This is a genomic window from Rhodobacteraceae bacterium M382 (genome assembly GCA_025141015.1).
Lineage (GTDB): Bacteria > Pseudomonadota > Alphaproteobacteria > Rhodobacterales > Rhodobacteraceae > Aliisedimentitalea > Aliisedimentitalea scapharcae.
This window is the reverse complement of sequence record CP081098.1, coordinates 2,065,045-2,090,444: the sequence shown is the minus strand read 5'-3', so window position 1 is coordinate 2,090,444 and position 25,400 is coordinate 2,065,045. Positions and strand designations below refer to the sequence as shown.

At 52.9% G+C, this 25,400-nt stretch carries 14 protein-coding genes and 5 pseudogenes; 10 read left to right on the top strand and 9 right to left on the bottom strand.

Annotation, left to right across the window (positions count from 1 at the left end):
* Positions 1-260: 260 nt before the first annotated feature.
* Positions 261-1,364 (bottom strand): glycine cleavage system protein T, encoded by a 1,104-nt coding sequence (locus K3727_09725; GenBank protein ID UWQ93029.1) that lies wholly within the window; start codon positions 1,362-1,364, stop codon positions 261-263.
* Between the two features lie 10 nt (positions 1,365-1,374).
* On the bottom strand, positions 1,375-1,848 hold the full coding sequence (locus tag K3727_09720) for a MarR family transcriptional regulator (protein UWQ93028.1): 474 nt from the start codon (positions 1,846-1,848) through the stop codon (positions 1,375-1,377).
* Between the two features lie 118 nt (positions 1,849-1,966).
* On the opposite strand from K3727_09720, the gene panB reads away from it, so the two are divergent.
* The 8 genes and pseudogenes from panB (at position 1,967) to K3727_09680 (ending at position 10,948) form a co-directional block, all read left to right on the top strand.
* Positions 1,967-2,833 (top strand): 3-methyl-2-oxobutanoate hydroxymethyltransferase, encoded by an 867-nt coding sequence (gene panB, locus K3727_09715; protein ID UWQ93027.1) that lies wholly within the window; start codon positions 1,967-1,969, stop codon positions 2,831-2,833.
* A complete protein-coding gene (locus tag K3727_09710; GenBank protein ID UWQ93026.1) occupies positions 2,830-3,921 on the top strand; it encodes an aromatic ring-hydroxylating dioxygenase subunit alpha in 1,092 nt (363 codons plus the stop codon). The genes panB and K3727_09710 overlap by 4 nt, the downstream gene beginning before the upstream one ends.
* Before the next feature lie 443 nt (positions 3,922-4,364).
* Entirely contained in the window at positions 4,365-4,841 is a 477-nt protein-coding gene (locus K3727_09705; GenBank protein ID UWQ93025.1) for a hypothetical protein, read from the top strand.
* Between the two features lie 165 nt (positions 4,842-5,006).
* Positions 5,007-5,909, top strand: a pseudogene (locus tag K3727_09700) (hypothetical protein).
* A 405-nt stretch (positions 5,910-6,314) separates the two neighbouring features.
* A pseudogene (locus K3727_09695) lies at positions 6,315-6,638 on the top strand (hypothetical protein).
* Between the two features lie 435 nt (positions 6,639-7,073).
* Positions 7,074-8,432 (top strand): annotated as a pseudogene (locus K3727_09690) (hypothetical protein).
* Positions 8,433-8,453: 21 nt separating this feature from the next.
* Positions 8,454-9,896, top strand: a complete 1,443-nt coding sequence (locus K3727_09685; protein ID UWQ93329.1) for a hypothetical protein — start codon at positions 8,454-8,456, stop codon at positions 9,894-9,896.
* A gap of 295 nt (positions 9,897-10,191) precedes the next feature.
* A pseudogene (locus K3727_09680) lies at positions 10,192-10,948 on the top strand (IS5 family transposase).
* A 9-nt stretch (positions 10,949-10,957) separates the two neighbouring features.
* Here K3727_09680 and K3727_09675 read toward each other — a convergent pair.
* A pseudogene (locus K3727_09675) lies at positions 10,958-11,128 on the bottom strand (helix-turn-helix transcriptional regulator).
* A 667-nt stretch (positions 11,129-11,795) separates the two neighbouring features.
* Between K3727_09675 and K3727_09670 the strand changes: the two are divergent.
* Positions 11,796-12,494, top strand: coding sequence for a hypothetical protein (locus tag K3727_09670; protein UWQ93024.1), 699 nt, complete (start codon positions 11,796-11,798; stop codon positions 12,492-12,494).
* Positions 12,495-12,496: 2 nt separating this feature from the next.
* Here K3727_09670 and K3727_09665 read toward each other — a convergent pair whose 3' ends face one another.
* A complete protein-coding gene (locus K3727_09665) occupies positions 12,497-14,170 on the bottom strand; it encodes a hypothetical protein (protein UWQ93023.1) in 1,674 nt (557 codons plus the stop codon).
* A gap of 843 nt (positions 14,171-15,013) precedes the next feature.
* On the opposite strand from K3727_09665, the gene K3727_09660 reads away from it, so the two are divergent.
* Positions 15,014-17,773, top strand: coding sequence for a calcium-binding protein (locus K3727_09660; GenBank protein ID UWQ93022.1), 2,760 nt, complete (start codon positions 15,014-15,016; stop codon positions 17,771-17,773).
* A 130-nt stretch (positions 17,774-17,903) separates the two neighbouring features.
* Here K3727_09660 and K3727_09655 read toward each other — a convergent pair whose 3' ends face one another.
* The 5 genes from K3727_09655 to K3727_09635 form a co-directional block, all read right to left on the bottom strand.
* Positions 17,904-18,383 (bottom strand): hypothetical protein, encoded by a 480-nt coding sequence (locus K3727_09655; GenBank protein ID UWQ93021.1) that lies wholly within the window; start codon positions 18,381-18,383, stop codon positions 17,904-17,906.
* Between the two features lie 686 nt (positions 18,384-19,069).
* The gene (locus K3727_09650; protein ID UWQ93020.1) at positions 19,070-20,002 is read right to left on the bottom strand and encodes a hypothetical protein; all 933 of its coding nucleotides are present in this window, start codon (positions 20,000-20,002) and stop codon (positions 19,070-19,072) included.
* A 192-nt stretch (positions 20,003-20,194) separates the two neighbouring features.
* Positions 20,195-23,800: an SIR2 family protein gene (locus tag K3727_09645; protein UWQ93019.1), complete on the bottom strand. Its 3,606-nt coding sequence runs from the start codon at positions 23,798-23,800 to the stop codon at positions 20,195-20,197.
* A gap of 355 nt (positions 23,801-24,155) precedes the next feature.
* Positions 24,156-24,527: a thermonuclease family protein gene (locus K3727_09640; protein ID UWQ93018.1), complete on the bottom strand. Its 372-nt coding sequence runs from the start codon at positions 24,525-24,527 to the stop codon at positions 24,156-24,158.
* A gap of 138 nt (positions 24,528-24,665) precedes the next feature.
* Positions 24,666-25,343: a hypothetical protein gene (locus tag K3727_09635; protein UWQ93017.1), complete on the bottom strand. Its 678-nt coding sequence runs from the start codon at positions 25,341-25,343 to the stop codon at positions 24,666-24,668.
* Positions 25,344-25,400: the final 57 nt, after the last annotated feature.

Here is a 25,400-nt window from a genome sequence, read left to right as displayed (position 1 = left end):
TGGTGGGAAAGTTCGCACAGTCGCCATTGGCGCAAGATGCGGCGAATGGCAGCTCACCGCTCGATGGGTAGATCAAGCATATCCCCTTTGGGCTGGAACCAGCCACATCGGCACGAACCCTGGATGCCTTTCCGGCCGTCAATGGCTGCTGTGTGCAATAGCGACCTTTGCAAAGTCGCGCGAACGGCCCTTAGCTGCCTTCGATAGGGTTCTCAAACGCTGCGGTGCGGCCCGTCGGAGGAGACATTGCTCTTTCAGCATTAGAAGAATGGAAGGTCGCAGAGGCTGGCGCGATCCATATACGCCCCGCGCTCGACTTCGACGGCATCACCCACGCAGCAATCGCTGTCCACCAGAGCGAAGCCGATCATCGTTTGCGCGCGGCGGGACCACGCTCCGCAGGTCATGTGCCCGATGCGTTGGCCATCTTTCAGCAGGTCATACCAGATTGCGTGACCCGGGTGGCGTTCCGAATTCTCCAGCACAATGCCCAATTGCCGGCGCTTGATCCCCTCGGCTTTTATCCGTCTTAGGGCTTTGATGCCGACCACATCGTCATCAAGGTCAAGATCGACGTATTTACCCAGCCGCACCTCGAACGGGTTGGTCTGATCGTCGGTGTCGCCGCCATAGGACAGCAGGCCGCTTTCGATCCGTTCAACCGGATTGGGATTACCAGGGCCAATGCCCCAAGGTTGCCCTGCCTCTTTGACGACGTTCCACAGTTCAGTCCCGCGAGAGCCGTCGCAGAGATAGATTTCGAAGCCGCCTTGCTTTGAATAGCCCGACCGCTGGATGATCAGCGGGATGCCGTTGAGTTCCGCCGGGGCGAACCAGAAGTATTTCAGCGCCCGCACCCAATCGCCAAAGACTGCGGCGACCACATCCTCGGCCTTGGGGCCTTGAACCGCCATGGGCGAAACGTCGGGCTCGCAAATCTCAACCTTCAGGCCGCGTTCGGCTGCAATGGCGCGGGCCCACATCAGGATATTGTTGTCCCCAATCGACAGCCAAAAGGTCCCATCCTCGTGCTTCAGGACCACAGGGTCATTAATCAGCACGCCGCGATGGTCACACATCGGGATGTATTTTCCCTTGCCAACGTCAATGGTCGAAAGGTCTCGTACGGACATAAGCTGGACCAGATGCCCGGCATCTGGACCCTTGATTTCCACCTGGCGCTCGACGCTGACATCCCATTGAGAAACGCCGGTCATCAGCCGGTCGTACTCGGCATCCGGATCGCCATAGGACACCGGCATAAGCATCGAATTGTAAGGAGAAAAGGCGGTTACCCCCGCCTGAATTGTGGCCCCGTAGAAAGGCGATACCCGCAGACGGGTGTTGGGTCCGATTTCAGCCATAGCAAGCGCCTCAGTTATCGAGCTTGGCGGCATAGAGGGCCACCTTTTTCAGAAGAAGGGTCAAAGACCGGCGTTCATCAGCGTTGAGATTTCCCAACACCTCGTCCTGTCTGCGGCTGAGATAGCCGGATATCTTGTCATGCAGTTCGCGCCCCGTGGGGGTAATGCGCAGCCGAGCCTGACGCCCATCAAGCGGATCGGGTGCGCGGTCAAGATACCCCTCGACAAGCATCCTGTGTACCGCACGACTGATCGTGTTGCGTGGACGACGAGAGATGCGGGCAACCTCCTGCGCCGTCAAAACATCAAAGTGCGACAGGCAGGCCAGCAAGATGTATTCCGCGCGCACCAGGCCAAAGTCCTTTTTGATATCGGCATAGGCCGGGAACACAATGGCATTGGCCAGATAGGTGATCCGAAAGGCTTCGGGATATTCGATCGTATCGAATATCTGCATCAGATCCGGGGTGTTTGCATCCGTCATTTTTGTGCCTGTCGATTCTTTCCCTGCCGGATTTGCTATTGCCAGCGATCACATTCGCTGCGCATATTGTTCCAAATGGAACAATAAAAGCAACCCTCCCTTGTCGCAAGTGAGCCAGATGACCGAGACACGTCAAAAACTGACTCTGCCCGAGCTGGCGCAGAAGAAAGCCGCAGGCGAACGGCTGGTCATGGTCGCCGTCGGAGAAGTGCTGACCGCGACATGGGCAGAACGCGCAGGCGTCGATATTGTCGGTGTGGGCGACAGTCTGGGCATGACGTTGCATGGCCATGAAAATACCCTCGCGATGACCGTCGATCAGATGATCATGCACACTCAGGCGGTTCGGCGTGGGGCACCCAATACGCTGTGCCTCGTGTCTATGCCCTACGGCTCCTACGCGACGCCCGAGCTGGCGGTTACCAATGCGGTGCGCATGATGAAAGCAAGCGGCGCGGACGCACTGAAGCTGCAACTGGGCCGCGAAGGTGCGCATATCATCCGCGCGGTTGCCGATGCTGGCGTGCCGGTGATGAGCCATGTCGGCCTGTTGCCGCATAAGGTCCATCAGATGGGCGGTTTCAAGATGCAGGGCCGCACGGCAGAGGCCGCGTTGGAGATCGTCGAGAACGCGCGCGCGATAGAGGCGGCTGGTGCCATCGGCCTTGAGATCGAAGCCATGCCTTACGAGGTCGGCAAGGCCGTGGATGAGGCCGTGGACATCTTTACCTTTTCCATCGGCGCTGGCGCGGCGGGCACTTGTCAGCTGCTTAATGGCTACGACCTGCTTGGGGCCTTTGACACGTTCAAGCCCAAGTTCGCCAAGCGCTATGCCAGCCTTGCCCAGGATGCGACAGATGCCTTTGCTGCCTATGCCCAGGATGTGCGGTCAGGGCGTTTTCCGGACGCTGACCATTGCTATCAGATGAAACCCGAAGAAATCGAGCGTTTCACCGCGCTGTTGAACAGGGAGGATGCGACATGAAAGACGATGTGAAGCGGACAAACGGCCAGACCATTCCCAACGGGATGCTAGAGGACAACTACCCGCGCAACATGTGGTGGGTGGCCGCCCACCGTGATGAGCTGACGACAAAACCCCTTGCCCGCTGGCTGCTTGAAACACCCGTTGTTCTTTATCGCCTCGAAGATGGCACCCCTGCGGCGCTCTATGACCGCTGTCCGCATCGCTGGGCACCGCTCAGCGAGGGGCATGTGGAGGGAGACAAGATTATCTGCCCCTACCACGGGATGGAGTTCAATACAGCCGGACGCTGCACCAAGGCACCTACACAGCATATGAAACCCAAGACGGCCGAAATCCCTTCGTTCGCTGTGCGCGAGGCCGGGGCCTACATCTGGATCTGGATGGGCGATCAGGACACGATTGATTGCGACCCGCCCGAGGTCGGCTATCAGACCGATCCGGGCTGGACCCCGGTCCATGGCTATTACGAAGTGGCCGCAAACTGGGTTCTGATCCGCGAAAACGTGCTGGATCTGACCCATATCGCGTTCTTGCACAAAAATACCTTCAAGCAGGATGACTGGATCACCGCGCCCGAAACCTACATGGAAGGCGAGACGATCTGTTACGAGCAAGAGTTTGATCTTGCGCCATTGTCCCCGCTGTTTTGTGCGGGAATGGGGCTGCCTGAAGACAAGCCGATTAAACGTGTCCAGAAAGGCCGAATGCCATCGCTGGCGATTTCGTTTTCCGATTGGAACGTCCATGACCCCGCCCCGGAAGAGGGGCGACGATCAGATTTCGTCGTGCGCGGATGTCACATCGTGACACCTGCACAACGGGGCAAGACGCATTACTTCTGGATGGCGGCGTTTGATGTGCCCAGCCTGACCGATGAGGTGGCCGGCACAACCCGCAAGAGTGTGACCGCTGCCTTTGACGAGGACAAACACCTGCTGGAGAAACTCCAAGCGAGTGTCGCGGCCGACCCAAAAGGTTTGGACTTTCTGGAAGTTACTCTGGGAGCTGACGGAGCTGGCATAAAGGTGCGCCAGATCCTGAACAAGAAGCTCAAGGCAGAAGGCAGAACACTCTTGCGGAGTTAAGCGCAACGCACTTTTTATGAACTGACAACAAGGCATCCGTTGCACAAACATTGTGGTTCTCGCTGTCCGATTTACTGAGGGTCGAAAATTCATGCAGCGAACGTCCGCTTCCCGCCCAGGTGCAGGATGGCCATGTCCGCTTGGGGCAGCCTGCATATCTCCAGGTCTGGAACCAGCCGCATCGTTTCAAGCCCTGGATGCTGTTATGGTCGTCAATGGCTAATGTGCGCAGGTAGTGAACTTTGCAAAGCTTGGTTCACCAGGCGTTCCGGATGAACCGGAACGGCCCAAACCTACCTTTCATTTGAGTATGTTTTGGTGGAATACAGTTTAGGCAAAGCTGCCGTTCGCCTTACATGCAGCTTTCTTTATGTTTAAGCGAGCTTGCGTATGTGTATGCTTCGCTTAAACTGAAAAACAACCCTCAACATCTGGAAAAATCTATGGCCAATACCGACGAACTTGGCTTGATGCGGTTGCGTGACCCAAATGAGGCCGCTGGTTTGGCTATAAGATTACTCGCGGGCGAGTCTCCGTTTCGGGAGATGCCGCTGGGGATGTCGGCAGGTACCATGCTGAATGCGATTGATCGCGATCATTATGCTTTTGCCAGGCGTGGGGATCGGGCGGTTGGGTTCACCTGCTGGATGTTCACCGATGTGGCCACCGCGGAAGCATGGATGCATGAAGGTACCCCTTTGGGTGCAGACGCTGCCAATGAGGATGGTGCGGCAGCAATAGTACTTGCAGTGCAGGCTATTGATGCGAAGGTGACACGTTTCTTGCTCCATGCACTCCGCGATATTGAATTGGCTGAGCGAAGTGTGTGTTATTTTCTGCGCGATTATGGGCCTGATAAACCCCGCCGCTTAGTGCGACTGGTGCGGCCTGTGTCGCGGGGTCGGAGCCCTGCTTCTTGATGTTTTGAGAATTGGTTGAGCTTGCAATATATCACTCATCTTTGAAGTGTCTCAGTTGGGGCGGAGGGGTAAGGTATTCTATTTATTAGAAATTCCTGCGATTTGATTAGGTATACCCCAGCATGTGTGCTAGCTAACATTTACGTTGATTTATTTGAAATTTTTATGATCCGTGGGGGATTTTTCATGCCGATCATTACTACCACACCTGTCGATGGCGGCGCGACCACTGATTATCTTGTGGGCAGCGGCACAACTGGGCCGAACCATGTGCAAAACGGTAATGGCGGTAATGATCTGTTGTTGGGGGATTACGGCAATATCCTCACGGATGCGGATCACACAGCGAACCGCCGCGCTAATGTGGCGTATAATATTGACGCGAGCGCGAACTGGTACACCGAAGATAACCCCCTGATCACCGACAGCTCTGTGCCTTATACAACGCTTCATATGGAGGGTTCGTTTGATGCAGAATTCTTTACGGTTACCGTTGGGGCGAATGAAACAATCACCCTTGATATAGATTTTGCAAACTTTAACACACGCGCCTCAATTGGCCATATTGATGCCGGTGGTAATTTTGTCCGATTAGCCACGAATCTGAGTGATGGCCTTCTTTTCCAAACGGGTGATGATGGTGTCGTCGATGACCCACTTCGGTTCAGTGAGGACGATAGTTATCTGTCTTATGTAAATACAAGCGGATTTACGACGCTTGCTATTGAAATTAAACAATCGGGTAATGGCACTGGCAATATCGACCCCGGCGATGAGACTTTGCTGAATGTGTCTGTGACCAATCATGCGGCCACGGGTACTGTTGCTGACTTTAACGTTGGCAATGATGAACAATATGGTGGCGACGGCGACGATCACATCTATGGGTTTGGTGGCGACGACACGCTGTTTGGCGACGCTGGTAACGACTATTTGGATGGCGGCGCTGGTCAAGACACTCTGATGGGTGGCGCAGGGAACGACACTCTTATCGGGGGTGAAGGGCATGATACAATTGATGGTGGCACTGGTGCAGACACTCTGACAGGTGGCCTGGGAAATGATACCTACATCATTGATAACGTAGGGGATGTTATCAACCAACTGGCGAGCGAAGGGCTTGATTCAGTTCACGCTTCTATCAGCTACACGCTTGGGGATAATCTGCAAAATCTGACACTGACAGGTACTGCTGATATCAACGGCACAGGGAATACGCTGGGCAATACCGTCCGTGGTAACTCAGGTAACAACACGCTGGATGGCGGGGGTGGTGTTGATCGCCTGATTGGTGGTGCCGGTAACGATGTGTACATTGTAGACAACGAAACCGATGCGTCGATTGAACGTGTAGATGAGGGCCATGACACGGTTCTGTCCACGGTAAACTACACTCTGGGTGTTGGCGTCGAAGACCTGATCATGCAGGGCACAGGCAATTTGTCTGGCACGGGCAATACCCTGAATAACTTCATGCAAGGCAACAGCGGTAACAACTCGCTTGATGGCGGTGTTGGGGCCGATACATTGTCGGGGCAAGATGGCGATGATGTTTATGTCGTCGACAACATTGGTGATGTGCTGACAGAATTACAGGATGAGGGAACCGATCAGATAAATGCTTCTGTTACTTACATCCTTGATAATAATGTTGAAAACCTGTTGCTGACAGGCACTGACAACATTCAGGGTACAGGCAATACGTTAGACAATAGAATTGACGGCAATGCAGGGGCAAATGCCCTGAACGGTGGGGCTGGCAATGACACCATAAACGGTGGTGCAGGTACTGACACGGCCATATTTGCAGGAACTTTAGCAGCTGCCACCATCACCCGTTCAGGCGATACGACAACTGTTACTTCTGCCGATGGTATTGATATCCTGACGGGGATCGAACATCTTCAGTTTACCGACCAAACCATTTTCAACCTAGATATCCAACCCGCTGATATTCTGGTCACGACATTTAATGATGTAGTCGATGCCACTGATGGGCTGATCAGTCTGCGTGAAGCTGTGACTATGGCGAATGCAGCGTCCGCCCCTACGATCATTGAGTTGGGAGAGGGGATCTATAATTTAACGCTTAGTAATAGTACGAGAGGTCAATTTTTACATAGAGGGATATTTGCGGATGGACCTGCCAATCTGGATTTGGGCGATCTTGATATCACTGGAGATATCACAGTTCGTAACGCAGAAGATGCCGAAGTTACAATTTTGAATGGAATGGAAAACAGGGCGCTTCATGTGCATTCTGGCGCAGAACTGACTTTGGATGGTCTGACTATTTCTGCCACTGATAGGTCTTTAACTGATAGGTTAGCAGCCCAAAATGGCGGAGCTTTGTTGAACGTAGGCGGTACGGTCAATATTTCCGAGGTCATTTTCGAGAATATTGAAATGGATTCTGAATATCTTTATAGAGAAGATGTCACCAATAAAAGCGATGTAACTTCAAGCTTTCAACCCAGCGAAGGTGGAGCCATTTATAACCAATCTGGTGTTATTGATATCGATCAATCGCAGTTCAATGGTAACGCGGCTAGTCTTGGAGGTGCCATTTTCGCAGAAGGTGGGGTGGTAACCATCGACGCTACCACTTTTGACGGAAACGAACGCTACCCCACTTATCTCGGAGAAAAGACGCACAGTGTTTTTGGTAAAGGACTAGATTTAATTACTAGAAATGGCGATGGTGCTGCAATTTATTCAACGGGTACTGCACAGATTGACATATTGGCCAATTCCAATGGCCAATCCACAGCCACCACGTTCACAAACTCAACGGGCACTGATATTGTTGCTTTTTCTGACGGTGACAGTCCCATTGTCAATTTGGACTCTACAATTGTTGCAACGTCTGCGGGTTTTCCTAGGGTCGCAGCGTCCAATTCTGTCAATACGGTTGGTTTAAGCGTCTCAAGCATGACAGAACCGAACGCTGTGCTGACCCTTTTGGAAGGGTTGGATTTATCGCTTGCGGATTTGGGAAACTCAGACTTTGCACTGGTTGATAATGCTGTACTGTCTCAGGCTGCGGGCGAAATCGTTCTGCAACTGGCGAATGCGCGATTGGTCATCACGGGGAGTGATCTGGCTTTTGCCGCTGATCCGCTCAGTTTAAGTTTAGCCGATATTATCGCAGCGGCTGAGGGAACTGTTGACGGTATCACCTTGATGGATGTGACAGGCACGACGACAACTGCCACACTGACGGGTGTTGCGGGTACTTTAAGCGATGTGGTGACACGGTTGGGAGCCGTCAACGATACAGCCGAGGCCTCTTCAATTGGCGATCTGTTCGCGACGCAAGTGGTGCAGGCGGGGTCTGGTGGCAATGATACGTTGGTCGGTACCGCTGGTGTTGATAGCCTGACGGGCGGCGGCGGTGACGATCAAATCGAAGGTCGCGCTGCTGCGGATCGCCTGTTGGGCGAAGGCGGCAGCGATACGCTTTTGGGCGGTCTGGGCAATGACATCCTGAGCGGCGGCGATGGAGCGGATCGCCTTTTGGGAGAAGGCGGCAGCGATACGCTTTTGGGCGGTCTGGGCAATGACAGCCTGAGCGGCGGCGATGGAGCGGACAGCTTTGTGGTTGAAAACGGCATGGGCGACGATATCGTAAGCGACTTTGTGCTGGGAACGGATAGTCTCGACTTCTCGGCGCTGACGACGGCAGAACGCGAAGCGGTGAACTTCTCGGGGAATGGCAGCGGTCACTTGGTGGTTACGTTGGGCGACGGATCAACGATGACAATGACCGGAGTCGCCCGGAACGCAGAGCCCACCGGTACGCCAACGATCACAGGTACGCCAACTCAGGGCGAAACCCTGACAGCGGACGCAACGGCAATCGCTGATCTTAATGGGTTGGGTGAGTTCAGCTATCAATGGCAGCGCGATGGTGTGAACATTGACGGTGCGACCAGTGAGACCCTGGAATTGACTCAAAGTGATGCTGGTGCAGTGATGACTGTACAGGTCAGTTATACCGACGATTTCGGAACCGATGAAAGTGTCACCAGCGCTGCGACAGGTTTGGTGATGAACGTCAATGACACGCCGATCGGTGGGGTGTCGATCAGCGGCACAGCAACCCAAGGTCAGAGCCTGAATGCAGTGACGACATCACTTACGGACGGCGATGGTCTGGGCGGATTGTCGTATCAGTGGCAGCGAGATGGTTCAGATATCTCCGACGCGACGGGCAACAGCTATACCCTAACTCAGGCTGATGTGGGAGCTGAGATCGCCGTAGTAGTGTCCTACACGGACGGTCATGGCACCAATGAAAGTATTACTAGCGCCGTAAGAGCTGTGGACCTGACCCGATTTGGAACGCCCGACGCAGATACTTTGCATGGCACCGAAGGTAATGACACCATTAGTGGCCTAAACGGTAGTGACCGCTTGATCGGCAATGGTGGCAATGACAGCCTGCTAGGAGGTGATGGCAATGACACACTGAACGGCGGGGACGGGGATGATTTCATCTTTGGTGGTGATACTGAGGCGGACCTGCGCGACGTGATCTTTGGCGGTGATGGCAACGACAGCATCGATGCGGGCGCTGGTAACGACCTGGTGTTCGGTCAGGGCGGTAATGACACCATTGCTGGCGGTGCCGGTGTCGATGAGCTGCAGGGCCAGGATGGCGACGATGTGATCACCGGGTCGGCCTTTTCGGATCTGGTGTTTGGTGGCGCCGGGAATGATTTCGTTAACGGCGGTTTTGGCCATGATCGGATCAATGGCGGTGACGGGGCCGACAAGTTCTTTCACGTCGGTGTGGAGGGTCATGGGTCGGACTGGATCCAGGATTATGCCGCCGCGGACGGTGATGTGCTGCTGTTTGGCGACGCAACCGCATCGGCAGATGATTTCCAGGTCAATTTCACCAGTACCGATGGTGCAGGCGGTGCCAGCGTAAGTGAAGCCTTTGTAATCTTTAAGCCGACCGAACAGATCATATGGGCGCTAATTGACGGCGCTGGTCAGGATGAGATCAACCTGAGAATCGGCAGCGAGATGTTCGACTTACTTGCTTAGGTGAAAGTGAGGCCTGCGAGGCTTTTGTCTGCAGGCCACATCGTGTCCAACAAAGGGGCGAGTGGTGAGAACACGGCCGGTTCGGTTTTGGAGTATCTATCGAAAGTTGGCCGGAATGCCTCTGAATGTGCGTTGTCGGTTCGCTTGGCGTATTTCTGAGACCACGATTTAGAAACTGAAGATCCAAATAGGGAGCATGCAGGCCAATTTGTGGCATACACAGTTCCACTAGGGTCAGGACCCATTGATTTCCGTTTAGCGTCGTGATTCACGGTTCGAAAATCGAGCGGTAAACATGTCTGATCTTTTCTGGCTCACAGATGCGCAGATGGCGCGTCTTGAGCCCTATTTCCCGAAGTCCTACGGCAAGCCGCGCGTCGATGATCGGCGTGTGCTGAGCGGGATTATCTTCTTCAATCGCAATGGCTTACGGTGGCGTGATGCACCACAGGAATACGGCCCTCACAAGACCCTCTACAACCGCTGGAAGCGGTGGAGTGACAAAGGCATCTTCGCCGAGATGCTGATGGGATTGGCGGCGGATCACGGCGAGGAAAAGACGGTGATGATCGACGCGACCTATCTGAAAGCTCATCGCACGGCGTCCAGCTTGGGCGTCAAAAAGGGGGGCGTGGACGCATGATCGGTCGCACGAAGGGCGGTATGAACACAAAGCTGCACGCCGTCTGTGACAGCAAGGGGCGTCCTCTGAACATGTTCGTGACCGCCGGACAGGTTACGATTACATCGGCGCACGAGCCTTGCTGAGTAGCCTGCCGGATGTAGACTGGCTGCTCGGGGACCGCGGATACGATGCCGACTGGTTCAGAGAAGCGTTGAAAGACAAAGGGATACGCGCCTGCATCCCTGGCCGGAAACAGCGCAAGAAGACCGTGAGGTACGACAAGCGACGGTACAAACGGCGCAACCGGATCGAAATCATGTTCGGCAGACTGAAGGATTGGCACCGGGTGGCTACGCGATATGACAGATGCCCAAAGGTCTTTCTCTCAGCAATCGCTCTCGCAGCTCTCGTCATTTACTGGTTATGAGTCCTGAACCTAGATAAATTCGTCGACTGTAATGGACAACGCGGACGCAAGTTTTTTCAGAGAGTCCAAAGATCCTTTGGATCCATGGTTTTCGATATCACCTATCTGCACACGGTTCACACCTGACAGTTCAGCGAGCTTGGTTTGAGAATACCCACGATGCTCACGCCAGAGCTTTAATGCGTTCTCTCCCGCTTCTCATACGCTTTGAGTAATTGACTTGTCAGCTTGCTGTAGCTTAGATCGCTCACGTGCATTTCAGTCATCCTTAGTTAGAAAATTTGTACAGCCTGCCCAATGGCTTTTCTCTAACCTCTAGGTTGAAACCAGTCAGTTCGCAACATCTCGTGCGTTCGACCTGCACGGAAGCTATCTTGTGTCTACAGCGATCGTTCACATCCACCCCAGGTGACAAAAACGCATGTCGGCTTTGGGCTGCCTGCAGCCAACCGAACCTGGTGCGGCTAACGGCAGTAGGGAGCCCAAAGTGCAAAATGCTGCACACTGCACCAACGGTGGTAGACCGTAGAATGCCTTCATTGGCCGTTGTAAGGACGGCCTGTAGCTACCGTCCAACTCGAACTGCGGATGCAGCAGTGCAGCGCGTCTAAACGAGCATCCCAAGCGGCCCTGGGCTAAGTGAGAAATCGGACCGGCACGAAAACCGGACAGGTCCACTGGTGCCGACAACTGTCTCGAAGGTTCATTGACACGTTGAAATATCGGCTCAACTTCGACTTTTCGAAAGTCGACCAAATACGAATATTTAGCGAAAAAATAGGCAGTTGACACGTCGCGAACCTGTACTCCAGTCTGTAGCTGCGAGAAATTTTGTGGATGTATCAACTTGAAACTCAAAGCAAATGCCCTCTTTCTCATCGTTCTTTTTTTTGGACAATTCGTTTTTGGAGGACCTGTAAAAGCTGACGGAGTGTCAAAATCGGAAGCTTACTATCAATACAAAAGGTGTTTTCAGCGTGCAACGGAACTAGGTGGAAGCAAGCGCAACATTTATGTTGCTTGGGCAAGCGGATTGGCGCACACGTGCCTGTTCTCGGAGTTTCCTCCGAACGAGGCGCGACCCTTCGCAATCAAAAAATGTGAGCAGTCGATGCGAAAGTTGCGTCGACAACTTCGCATTCAAGCACCTTGCATCATCGTTGTCGAAAAAGGGAACGTCTTAAATAGTGCCTATCGACGGGCAGTCTTCCAGCCGACTTCGTTTTCGACAACTATCACAGTTTTCGACGGACAAAACCAACCAAGGAAACTGCAGGGTGTTTACCGTGAAAGCCCCACAAAATTTGATGGACCAAACGCGACGGAGTTCAATTTTTGGCTGACAGGAGACAGAATTCCCTTGTGCTCAGGCAAGATAGTCGCGGCGGGTTTCAATCGCGCACGTTGGAAGGCTCGTTGCTTTGACCAAGAGTTTGAAGGTCTGGTGAGGGGCGCAAAAGCGATTGTGCAGAGGGATTTGGTTTACTTGGTTCCTCAAAAAGTAAGGGTCGAAAGGGAAGGCGCATGGATAGAAGTAGAGTTTTGAACTCATTCTGCGCAACTCAGCGACCCCCAAACCTCTAAGCAATCTTGGTTTCGGGGCACATTGTTTCTTGCCGGTGCTACACATCCCCGCTCTGTGAGAGTCTCGCTGGGTTTGCAAAGTTCCGCGCAAGCATTGTCCTTCGTAGTCTTCAAGATGTTTAGTAGATTTGCGTCACGCTGATAATCGGCCAAGGGTTCGCCTAATACACTTGCCACTCTTTCTAGGGCAGACGAAGTTCGACGCCCCCAAGCGCCATCAAGAGGTCCGGGAAGGCAACCCAGTCGAGCAAGTTCTCTTTGAAAGTCCAAGTCACTCAATTTTTTCTCCGCCGCCAGCCGTTGGCGCTCTGCTTCCTCCGCCGCCAGCCGTTGGCGCTCTGCTTCCTCCGCCGCCAGCCGTTGGCGCTCTGCTTCCTCTGCCGCCAGCCGTTGGCGTTCTGCTTCCTCTGCCGCCAGCCGTTGGCGCTCAGCTTCCTCTGCCGCCAGCCGTTGGCGTTCTGCTTCCTCTGCCGCCAGCCGTTGGCGCTCTGCTTCCTCCGCCGCCAGCCGTTGGGGCTCTGCTTCCTCTGCCGCCAGCCGTTGGCGCTCAGCTTCCTCTGCCGCCAGCCGTTGGTGCTCTGCTTCCTCCGCCGCCAGCCGTTGGCGCTCTGCTTCCTCCGCCGCCAGCCGTTGGCGCTCAGCTTCCTCTGCCGCCAGCCGTTGGCGCTCTGCTTCCTCCGCCGCCAGCCGTTGGCGCTCTGCTTCCTCCGCCGCCAGCCGTTGGCGCTCTGCTTCCTCCGCCGCCAGCCGTTGGCGTTCTGCTTCCTCTGCTGCCAGCCGTTGGTGCTCTGCTTCCTCCGCCGCCAGCCGTTGGCGCTCTGCTTCCTCCGCCGCCAGCCGTTGGCGCTCAGCTTCCTCTGCCGCCAGCCGTTGGCGTGCTGCTTCCTCTGCTGCCAGCCGTTGGTGCTCTGCTTCCTCCGCCGCCAGCCGTTGGCGCTCTGCTTCCTCTGCCGCCAGCCGTTGGCGTTCTGCTTCCTCTGCCGCCAGCCGTTGGCGCTCTGCTTCCTCTGCCGCCAGCCGTTGGCGTTCTGCTTCCTCTGCCGCCAGCCGTTGGCGTGCTGCTTCCTCCGCTGTCAGCGGTAGGCGTGCTGCTTCCTCCGTAGTCTGTGTCCGGCGCGCGACTTCTTCTGCAGCCAACCTCTGACGAATGGCCAATCTTGTTCCGGCATAAGCAGAGCAAAGGTCGGAACCCGGAGTTAATTTTGGCACCGTCTCACAAAGGAACAGATGAACTTGTTGAACAGGGGAAAGGCCTGTGGAAATCCTTGATCTTTCCAAACTCAAATAAACTGGGACGCCAATGATAATAAAAATTGCCCACAAAAAGAGTCTTGAGCGGAGTGAACCGAGTTGGCTGTGGGTTTGAAGGAGTGGCTTACTTGAGAAGTAGTTGCGGAGGTAAAGTGCTGCTGTTCGAGCTAACCAAGCTGTTCCAAGTGCTACAACGAACGATACAGTAACACTTACTTCGAAGATTGACCGAAACGCGATGACTACGAGCAGAGCAACCAGACCATATATCGAGGACGAAAAACCTATCAGCCGTTGAGCAGCGCGCTTAGCTTTGTCCAAGAAAACTAACGTAACGGGCTTCAAGTCCAAAAATGCTCCAAATACGAAGACGGATGCTGGACGCACAGGCTGGCGGCCACGTTCGCTTTAGTAAAGACAGAAGTTCAGACCTGCTTAAATAAAAATGTTGAGTGTTACAACTTCATCAAAGTGTAAGACATCCGTTCTTCTCTAGATGACTTTCTCTGTAAAGAATCCACCGAGAACCGAACACCGATCTCGTCGTGTAGTGGTCACAATATCAGTGACCTGCAATGTTCGCTAGGTGGCGCCTTTCCAGCCCGTTGCTGCTTTTGCTGCTGTAGCAATGCGCGCACAGCAGCCGTTCGTTTTGAAAGGGGCAACGGCAGTTCTGTCCCGCAGTGCGGTCGCAACCCACAAGTGACAGTAATGTCCGCTTCGGGCTGCCTGCAGCCATCCGCACCTGGTGCGGCGAACGGCAGTAGGGAGCCCAATCTACCGAATGCGGCGTAAGGTCTGAAGGTGCGCGAAGCGCCGAAAGCAAACATCTTGACTTACAAGAACGACCCAAGAAGGAGCGCAAATTTGACTATTGAATTCTACATGAACTTGACCTCGATCAATTAGATTACTGCTGATGGATTATATGATTTCCAATGTTTGTGTTTTTTTTCGTCGATTCGACCTTGTGCAATAAGAAAAACCTCACGCGGCGAAGGCATCCAAATGGCGCATCAGAAGCGAGGCCCGAACCGATCTTGGAGTTTCTGAGAGGAGTGCAAGAAGACGGAGAAACCTGCGACAAGACAAGTGTCTGGATCATGTCCCACACGCCGGACAATGCCAAAAGCCGTGTTGGATCGGTCTTGAAGCCTGGTGGGAAACATTTGCCTACGGGCTGAAGACGCTTTGAGTGACACGCTCTTCAGCTGTTGAAAGGACAATGCGATGGCGACGCTTACCGTGACGACGATCGACGACGAGGTCGCATCGACCACCGACCTTGGGAGCGAATCGAACGATGGCGCAGGTCTTTCGCTTCGCGAAGCGCTGGCCATCGCCAACAGCACCCCAGAATACGACACGGTTGTCTTCGCCGCTGATCTGTTAAGCGGAACCATCAGTTTAACAATCGGCGAGATTGCCATTTCAAGCGATCTAGCAATCGACGGTGACATCAACAGTGACAACCGAGCTGACGTTACTATTTCAGGGAACGATGCCAGCCGGATTTTCTATATGTCTGGCGCGACAACAGATGTAGACCTGTCAAGCCTGACCCTTCAAGACGGCAACATGAGCACTGGCGGCGCAATTTTTGCCAATGACATTGCAACGCTCGATATCACAGACACAACTATTGCCAATAATCACAGCCGCACCAGAGGTGGCGGGGTTTACGTTGAAGGCGCGGACGTTTCGCTGACCAACGTACTGCTTGTTGGAAACATGGCCGGTCTTGGCGGCGGGGGTGCCTGGTTTACCCAGTCCAGCAACGTCAACTTGACCAATTCAACCATTGTCGAAAACAGGTCCGACAGGGACGGCGGTGGCATCGTTACGACCTCTTTTTCGACCACAACGTTCAACAACAGCACTGTCGCTCGCAATCACGCGGGCACTGTGGGCGGGGGCGTGAACGTTGAGGTTGGCTCAATCAACATCCTGAACAACACCGTTTTCGCCCAAAACTATTCCGACCTATCTGCGGGTCATGACGCCTGGGGTACGATTGCGATTGCCAACACGAGCTTTATTGGCACAGCAGCAACCCTCACAACGAACAATGCCAGTGTTAACGGCGGCGGCGATCCTGTTTTGGGTGAATTGCTTAACAATGGCGGCACGGTACTTTCGCTCTCACCACTGCATGGTAGCCCGCTGACCGATGCGGGCAGCAACGGCCTGATACCTGCCGATACAGTTGATATTGACGGCGATGGCAACAGGCTTGAACCTCTTCCGCTAGACGGCCGCGGCGGCCTGCGGGTTGTTGGTACTTCCGTTGATGTTGGCGCTGTTGAACAGTTCGAAAATGAAACAATCATTGGCACGGATGAAAGGGATTACATCACTGGCGGCCCCGGCACCGATAACCTTTCCGGGCTTGGCGCGGCAGATCTGATCTTTGGCGGGATTGGCAACGACACACTGAATGGCGGCATTGGGCGCGATACGCTCGACGGCGGCGATGGCAATGATTTGTTGTTTGGTGGCAATGACCAAGACTTGCTGAATGGTGTTCTGGGCGACGATACGCTGAATGGAGGAGGTCATGGCGACATACTGAACGGAGGCATGGGCAACGATCTGCTGAATGGCGACGATGGGGGCGATACGCTTAGTGGTGGTGACAACAATGACACGCTGTTTGGCGGCGCCAGCGAAGACTTTCTAAATGGTGATCGGGGCGACGATCTGCTCTATGGCGACAACGGGACCGACACTCTCAACGGCGGCGACAACAACGACACGCTGTTTGGCGGCTATGACGAAGACTTGCTGAATGGCGATCAAGGCGCCGACACGCTGAACGGCGGTGGCCAGGCCGATACGCTTAACGGTGGGATCGGTGACGATCTGCTCTATGGCGACAACGGGACCGACACTCTCAACGGCGGCGACAACAACGACACGCTGTTTGGCGGCTATGACGAAGACTTGCTGAACGGCGATCAAGGCGCCGACACGCTGAACGGCGATGGCCAGGCCGATACGCTTAACGGTGGGATCGGTGACGATCTGCTCTATGGCGACAACGGGACCGACACTCTCAACGGCGGCGACAACAACGACACGCTGTTTGGCGGCTATGACGAAGACTTGCTGAACGGCGATCAAGGCGCCGACACGCTGAACGGCGATGGCCAGGCCGATACGCTTAACGGTGGGATCGGTGACGATCTGCTCTATGGCGACAACGGGACCGACACTCTCAACGGCGGCGACAACAACGACACGCTGTTTGGCGGCTATGACGAAGACTTGCTGAACGGCGATCAAGGCGCCGACACGCTGAACGGCGATGGCCAGGCCGATACGCTTAACGGTGGGATCGGTGACGATCTGCTCTATGGCGACAACGGGACCGACACTCTCAACGGCGGCGACAACAACGACACGCTGTTTGGCGGCTATGACGAAGACTTGCTGAACGGCGATCAAGGCGCCGACACGCTGAACGGCGATGGCCAGGCCGATACGCTTAACGGTGGGATCGGTGACGATCTGCTCTATGGCGACAACGGGACCGACACTCTCAACGGCGGCGACAACAACGACACGCTGTTTGGCGGCTATGACGAAGACTTGCTGAACGGCGATCAAGGCGCCGACACGCTGAACGGCGATGGCCAGGCCGATACGCTTAACGGTGGGATCGGTGACGATTTGCTCGACGGCGGTGCAGGCAATGACATGCTATCCGGTGATGGCGGCGATGACACACTGTCTGGCGGCCTCAATGCCGACGAATTTGTCTTCGCGAATGGCTGGGGCATCGACATGGTCACCGATTTCAGCGTTTTTGACGCCAATGAAGACATCAATCTCGCAGCGGTAACCAACATCACCGACTTCACAGACCTAATGACCAACCATCTTTCGTTTAACGTCTTGGGCCACGCCGTTATCACCGACGGAGCCAATACCATCACGCTGACCGGCGTGTTGATCGGCCAGCTTACCGCCGACGATTTCATCTTCTAGGAATCTCACGCCGAATTGGCAGGGCAATTCAGTTCAAGTAACGCCTGTATCTTGCCGGCCACTATGAGAACCTCGGCTTGATCGTCCGACAGACAACACAAAGCTTGCAGCACCAAGGTCTTAACCGTGATCAATCGACCAAACGGCAGACACCTGACTTTGGCTCCGAGTGCCAGGGACGAGCGGCGGTTTTAACGGACCGACGCAACTCATGCATGAAACGCTCGGCAGGAGTTTCGCAGTTGAGTTTTTTCGGGTCGCTCGGTGAGCTGTCTGGCGTTAGCGCCCAACGTTGCCTGTCTATGAATCGACATATCCGTGCCATTTTGGAATTACCATCGCGGCAGGGGGTGGTGTTTTCGCTCATGCCACGCTGCTGAGGCGAACGTGGATCAAAAACGACGACGGCGAAACCGGTCGTCAACGTGAAATTCCGATCACCTGACATCTCTGTTCCACGGTCCAAGGTCGGTGAACGAAAAAGCTCTTTGGAGAATTCGGCCGCCTCGCGGGTCCAATATTTGCGGTGTCTGATTTGCTCGCGTTTCAGCAACTGGAAAATCTTCTTGCGACGGCAACCGCTATGACATTGCCGTTGCGTCAGGTTCACCGGACGCTTTCCAGATTAGCTGCCGTTGGCACTTGTGCGGCGAACTGCAGATTTGTACCGCATAGCCGTCGCAGCCAATAGCCTACTCCAAGGTCCGTTGTGGACTGTCTCCAGACGGTGGGCTCATTGAAACCGCCGCCCTTCAAACCTCTTCAAACAGGGTTTGAACCCCCTTCAAACCGGCGCACGACACAGGACTTCAGCCCCAAATTCCAATGTTGAAGATATCTCTGTCCAAGATTGAAGGATGTTGTTGGACACTTATTCCTTCACCAATCCGGAAGAGGTCCGAAGACCTCGGAAGAACACGGATGGCCCAATGAAATAAGGGGGTTACAGGGGTGTTTTCGCCTTTGATGAGCCAAATTGGCTTGTCCTTCAAAAACCCTTCAAAACGGCGTTTTAGGCCTGTGTGGGGGATTTTGGGACAGTGATGTCTTCAAACTCTGACCACACCGACAGAAGCCAATAAAACAAGGGGGTTGAGCGATTACTCGCCCTTTGGCCAGGGCCGGAACTGGCCAAAATTAGGCACCGTAACTGGGAAATCCTCTTCCCAGTTAGGAACAGAGTTCCCAGAAAGCGATTCACTCAACGATTTCAGCAAGTAGTCCGTTTTGTGGGCCGAAAATTCCACGAAAGAAGTGGGAAGCGATTTTTTCAAGACTGCGCTTGAATTGCAGGGCTTACCGTCTTCCCTGGCAGTCACAGACCACAGAAACCATCGGTGTTGAATCCGAAACGAACTGCAGTTTAGCTCTCAGATCTAGTTCGGCAAACGGTGTCGAAGGATTGCGAACAAGTGACCGATCAAAATACCGTTTAGTGTCAATTTTTGTTTCCAGAAAGGCAATCTGTTGGTCAAACAACTTTTGCCTTGGGGGAGTATTTGTAACAAGCGAGATTTCGAGCAGCCCATCCGGGAGGGCATTTGCTTGATGGCCGACGCTGGCCAAAGTCCGGGATCCAGCGCTAGTACGACTGCCCCCCCGTTGTCTTCTCACGTAAAGGTGGACGCCCACCGTCACACCTTCTGGAAGCGCAATTTCCATACCGTTTAACAAGGTCGCTGTCCCAATTAGAAAATCATCTACCTTTACGGCCCCCAACCCCATTGATTTGAAGGCAGACCGCAGATCTTTTTTGACAGTATCCACCTCGAAAGTAGGCTCCGCCTTCATAGATTGACGAAAAAAATCGACCACATCGAAGAACCGAAATGGGTCTGTCGCTTCAATTTTCTTTGGAAACTTCTCTTTATCGGGGAACCACGACTTGACCAGCGCAGTTAGTTCTGGCCTGGACATCTTAAGGTGCTTTTTGAGCTCGGCATCCTTGTAAGAAGCTGTTTTCCTGAGAAAGTAGGGCTGCAACCACCACTCACAGTCTCCAATCGGGTCAACCGCTTTTTTCGCGAACCCGTATCTTTGGTAAAAAGCAAACTGTGCGTAGGTACTAACCACAGCATTGAAGGCTGCACCCTTGTCACGTGCCGGATGAGCTACAAAGTCTCCAATCTCGCGTATGAAGGTACCGTGATTTCCTCTTTGATCGATGTAGAACCTTGCGACATCTGAGTCAGTGTAACGGTTCTCTTTTATGCGATTGCGATACGGCACCAATATGATCCTATATTTTTCTCGTTTGCTAAAATCATCTGAGACGTGCCATTGACCAGTCGAAGTCGGTCATCCCATCTACATATGTCTTCGAATGCGATGGCTCGCCATGGGGCCTCATGGGGTCGGCGTCACTCGCAATGGCTGGCCATTGGCACAGAGCCTCTGACCGAACCGGTGTCCCATAGAGCACTAGATCCTGAGAGCTTTACCTTCGAGTTGCTGAAACCTGCGATCTATCTCCAAATCAGGATCACTGCGGACGATTGCATCAAGCGCTGTATCCAATCCATAAACGACCTGATCGTTCGCTTCTTTGACGACGTGCCAAATCAACCTCAGTGCGAGCTTAGGCGCTTTTGTCGGAATACTGGAATCGGGCAGATCAGCAAGGGATAAGCGGTGAGATTTATAGGGCGCAATGAATACCTGGATCGATTGAAACAAGAGCTCTGCTTTAGAACCGCTAGCTACAAGTAACCTTATGAAGTCTTGCGTTGACAGTTCATCAACATATTCAGATTCCTTGGGCCAGAAATGTATGAAAAAGGGCAATACCTTTGTTTCGCAAAACTCTTCCGCTCCCTCTCCATCTTCCATCTTGCCCTCTGCTACTGCCCATTTGAGCAACATATGTACTACCGCGGCTCTTACTGAAGCTGGGCAGCTTCTGAGCATCTGAGTAACCTCAAGGGCTGATACACCCCAATCTTGACCCTCGTTCGCGGCAAGGGACAACGCAGGCCTTAACACTTGGGCCGCAATATTTTCAGCAGAGAAGCTTTCCAATTCTTCCGAGCACTCAAGAAGGCTTGTAACAACGATGTCTTTGAGCCGCCTAAAAGTTTGCGGGCTTAGATGGCTATCTCGAATGAATACCGAGCGAAGATTTCTAGATTCGGGTGCCCGCAGATTTGGCTCTAAGGTATTGGTTACAATCATGTCGCAGTGGTTAATCAAATAGGAGATATTGCGCACCAAGACCGCACTTGCAAGAATCCCCTGGGTTCCAGCAGAACCCAAGGCAGTTGACAGCATCTCTTCAGCATCGCCAGTGTCGGCTTCTACCGTTAGTGCGCTTGAATGCATTTCCAAGGCAATTTCTGCAAGTTTCCCAGATGCTGTGTTGAAGGCTAGATCCACTAGTTTTTCTGAATCACTTAGTTCTGGTTCGATAACACATGGCCAAATTTTCCACCACCAATCACTTACATTCGTCAATTCCTTCTTTCGGTGAAAAATAACTGACACTATCGAGTCGGAAAGACAGGCTAAATGTTCCGCAGGGCAGTTCTCCAAATATGCAAGAGCCTCTTTGACGACTTCAACAGTCGGGTCTTCCTCTAAGTTTCGGGAAAATGAAACGCTGTTTAGAAACGTTGACCAGAGGGAAAGGTTCTCCGTTGAGAAGTCGCCGCCTTTAAGTGCTTGAAGCGCGGTAACAGGATCAGACTGGCAAAACGCAGACCATCCCTCTCGATCTTCCATATGGGTGCTTTCTTGCATTTCATGGGCGACCTGCAATTGTAACTCCGGGTCAGCTGTGCGAATTGGTTCTTCCCGTCCAACGACTCTCTGAACGCCAAACGAAAAAGAGCTGAACAAATCCCGTTCCTCGACCTCCCGACCAAGAAACTCTCTTCGCTCTCGTATTTCTTTTAGCTCTATCTCTCCTCGGTCGGACAGCACTCCTGCTTTTTCAAGCATGGTAAGATAGATCCAGAGATCTCGATCACGAGCAAATGGTCGCCAGTCAGCACCAGTTGAAGAAGTGCCTGCGTTATGAAATCTCGCAGGAGCCTCAGTCAAAAATCTAGCCTCTAGTTGTTCAACTAGGTTTCGGTCAGCTCTTGTGGTTTGACATTCAATGAAAAGTGCGACCTCACGCCGACTGCTCCAAAGTTGTTCGGATTTTGCCCGCAACAGTGTCTCAATAGCTTCATTTGGATCGATTAAATTCATCGCTCTAGCTACATGCAGATAGAGGCGGAGACCTATGTTACCCGGAAGTTTCAGCCATGAATGAACCATCAAAAGCGAGCGCTCTAGATCCTCATCAACGGCTGCCGGAAAACAATCGATTATCAAGCGGACAATAGGCAGAATGCCATCCCGGTTTTCATTCTGTTCGTGGTCTTCAATTGCAGGAACTGAGAGGTCGTTCCAATCGAAGGTGCTCGTTATTTGCCCAAGCTCCACCTGAAAAAAAACCGCTTCCCGCAACCGGTCAAAGGCAATTTCAACAACACGCCAAGCAATTTCTGGGCGTTCGATCAGTTTGTCGCTCAGTTCCCTAGCTTCGTAGTCGTCGTCGACCTTCAACCTAGCATAGCATAGCTCACCAATTCTGACGGCCTCGGTTGCGGGAATCTCTTTTTTATCAGTCATCAATCTTGGTGAGATCCGAAAGTTTGGCGCGACAAAGTCCACTGCTCGTTTTATATCGCTGTAAAGTATCTCGCCGGTCTCAAGGACACCAATAAGCTCCCTGTAGTCTAAGCGCTTTTGATGTTCATCGGAGAACGGTACTTTGCAATATTGACGCCAGACCCTGTGCCAATCTGGTTGCATTCCCCGCTGTTGGTTCAATCTTTCCTGTACATTTATAACGAGAGAAGCTCCCATGTCCCGAAGCCAGCCTACTGCAAAGTCAAATCGTCTAGGGCACTGGAAGTTCTTTGCCAGCCAAAATGCGACAATCCTAGCCGCTATTTCACCAGGCCAAAGCCTATTATCTTTGATGAATTCAAGCCAATCTGGGTCTTCAACGCAATTAATAACGCAATCCCACAAGTCATTTTTGCCTTTGAGAAGCCACATGACCATGTTTCGTTGGTCACCAGAAGAATCTGAGAATTTTTTGGATATGATTTCTGAGATGATTTCCTTTTGTCGTGTTTTAGGTCTTTCAACAAGATCAGCGAGGTTAGAAAGTCCTTCCCAAAGAGCATAGTAATGTGGGTGGCCCTCAACTTTCTCTGGGTAGGGCACTGGCTCGACCCCAAGGGTCGTCCACTGCTTCAGAACTTCGTTGGGGTCTTCCTTGTAAGAGGCAAGTGCATAAACGCGACGCAAGTCACTAAACCGAGATCTATCCGCCTCTAAAACATTAAGAAAATAGCGAACCGGAGAGTCGCCAGCGCTATAGCCAACTAGGAGAATTGTCCGGCAACGTGAAAGATCGAATAGAAAGCGGGAAGCCCATCCAGAGCGCATATACGCTTCACCATAGTCAGAACTTGTCAGAACAAGAGGTGTTCGCCCCAAGCCCAGTTCTTGATCATCAAGACGACCGTGGAGATGAACAATACCGTGAAAGCCATTGCTTCCTGGAGCAGGCAATGCTTGTCCAGCAAAGCTGGCACTATTTACAGATCCAACATTCGGCAAGTTTCGGTGGGCGTGCTCTAGAAGAGTTTCAAAGTTTGTAGTGACAATTGTCGGTCTATTCTCAACGTCTTTGGAAAGGCGTAGAAGCGTTTGGTGTTGGTTCAGATCAGCATTTTCCGGCTTCCTGAGGCGATCACATACAGCATCTTCGACTTTAGCTGGTTGAGCCAATCTACGCTCCAACGAACCCAATACCTCTTCGTATCGACCGGCCTTAAAAGACTCCATTTCTCCCGGTGTCATGTCTACATTGAGGTCTTTGAATACTCCAGTAGTGAGTGCGTTGAAAAGTTCAAGCTGAGGGGCACTGATGCCCGCTCCGCATAATACAACCACTTCACCTCTTATTAGTTCATCAACTAAATTGTCGGGGAAGTCAGGGCATTCTGGAAAAAAACTGACTGGCATGGTTACGCCTCGGACTTAAGCAGCAGATCTGAATGCTGCCGCTTACAACACCCAGGTGATAATTTGCTCACAACGTACATCAATTCAACCCTGAGATGAAGCTTGTCAGCCGACAAACTGAACTAGACTGACGCCCGCTTTTCATTCGGCAATCAATCAAGGAAGTACCCTGAAAGTCTCCTACCATGTGACCTTCCATTCGCATCTACCAAAATGCCTACTCGCGAATGCAGTTAACGTTGGGTTGTGGGCATCTGAAGACTGTTCTCAGTGACGATACATCCCAAACCTCCGCAGCAGAAAGTCGATGAAATATCTCCTTCCTGCACTTAGCAACCGTTTTCAATCATTATTGTCATTCGCACCAATTGGCTCGGTAACCGGGTGTCCAAACCCGCGCCAAGCCTTCGTCGATCAACCTTTGTCCTATGGTTGATCCGTCTGGCAACCTCAGCACCACCAGCGGCCTGTCGAAGACATCGACTTCACCGGAATCCTCGATAATCAGGCCTTTGGTTTGCAGCAGCTCTGACATCCGGACCGCTGCAAGTAGCCCAAAATGGGTTTCTTCTGGGCAGTCCGAGTATCTGCTTAGCTCTGGCGTATCAAAGCCGGAGACATGTGGTGCGCCGTCACCCATCGGGCGAAGGTTCTGGCCATCGCATTTTACTGTGTCGCCATCGACGGCCATGAGCGAAAGACAAGTTATGATCGCGAACGAACCCATGACGTTATCCTAATAGCCGGCCAGGTGCACGGTGCCCAATCCATTCGAACAGGCTTTATGATTCTACGTAGACATCATATTGAAACATAACCAAAAACCAAATTCGGCAACGTGCTTTGGTAAACAGGCTTGTGAACATCATGCTGCGGCCATAGTGAGACGGGCCAAAAGATCTTCCTGTCCTCCATGTCCAGACAGGGGCGAAAGATATTGAGAACACTCAGCTTCGTTTACGCCAGGATCGCAGAGCATCTGAAAAGGCCTGTAAAGGCGGCGGTCCTCGACGCCCTTGTACTTCTCGCCGGACGGGAATGCGTCATAACCTATGGTTCTCAACAACCGCCCGAGGGCAACCGGAGACAGTGAGATCGTCGATGTTCCCCCACGCGTGGAAACCTCCCTGCATAATCCGAAAACAATCAACTTGAGAACCAGCGCCCGTTGTAGTGATGGGATTTCGTCTTGCAGAACCAGTCGTGTACATTCCCAAGTCTCTTCTGTTTCAGGGCAAACGTTCATCAACCCTGCCGGAATAAAGTCAAGTTTTCCCAGGTGAGCGTCTCTTAGCATGTATGACCACCCTCCCCACATTGCATTGCATGGCAAGGCTCTAGCACCGGCAATTGCGTAACCGGCGTGGGTAACAACTGAGTAGACAGCCAGCGGATGATCGTATTGGTCCATCTCCAAGCGACCATCGTGGGACAAATGCCACCCCAGTTGGTCAACAAAGTGATGTTTCCGAAGCGCGAGGTAGTCCCAGAACACGTCTCCGTGTCGATGTAAGTCCGAAAAGCAAAAGGTGTGCAGTTCCATTGAGGTCTCCTTTACGACCGAAATGGAACCACTCAAATAGAAACAAATGTCTGTAAA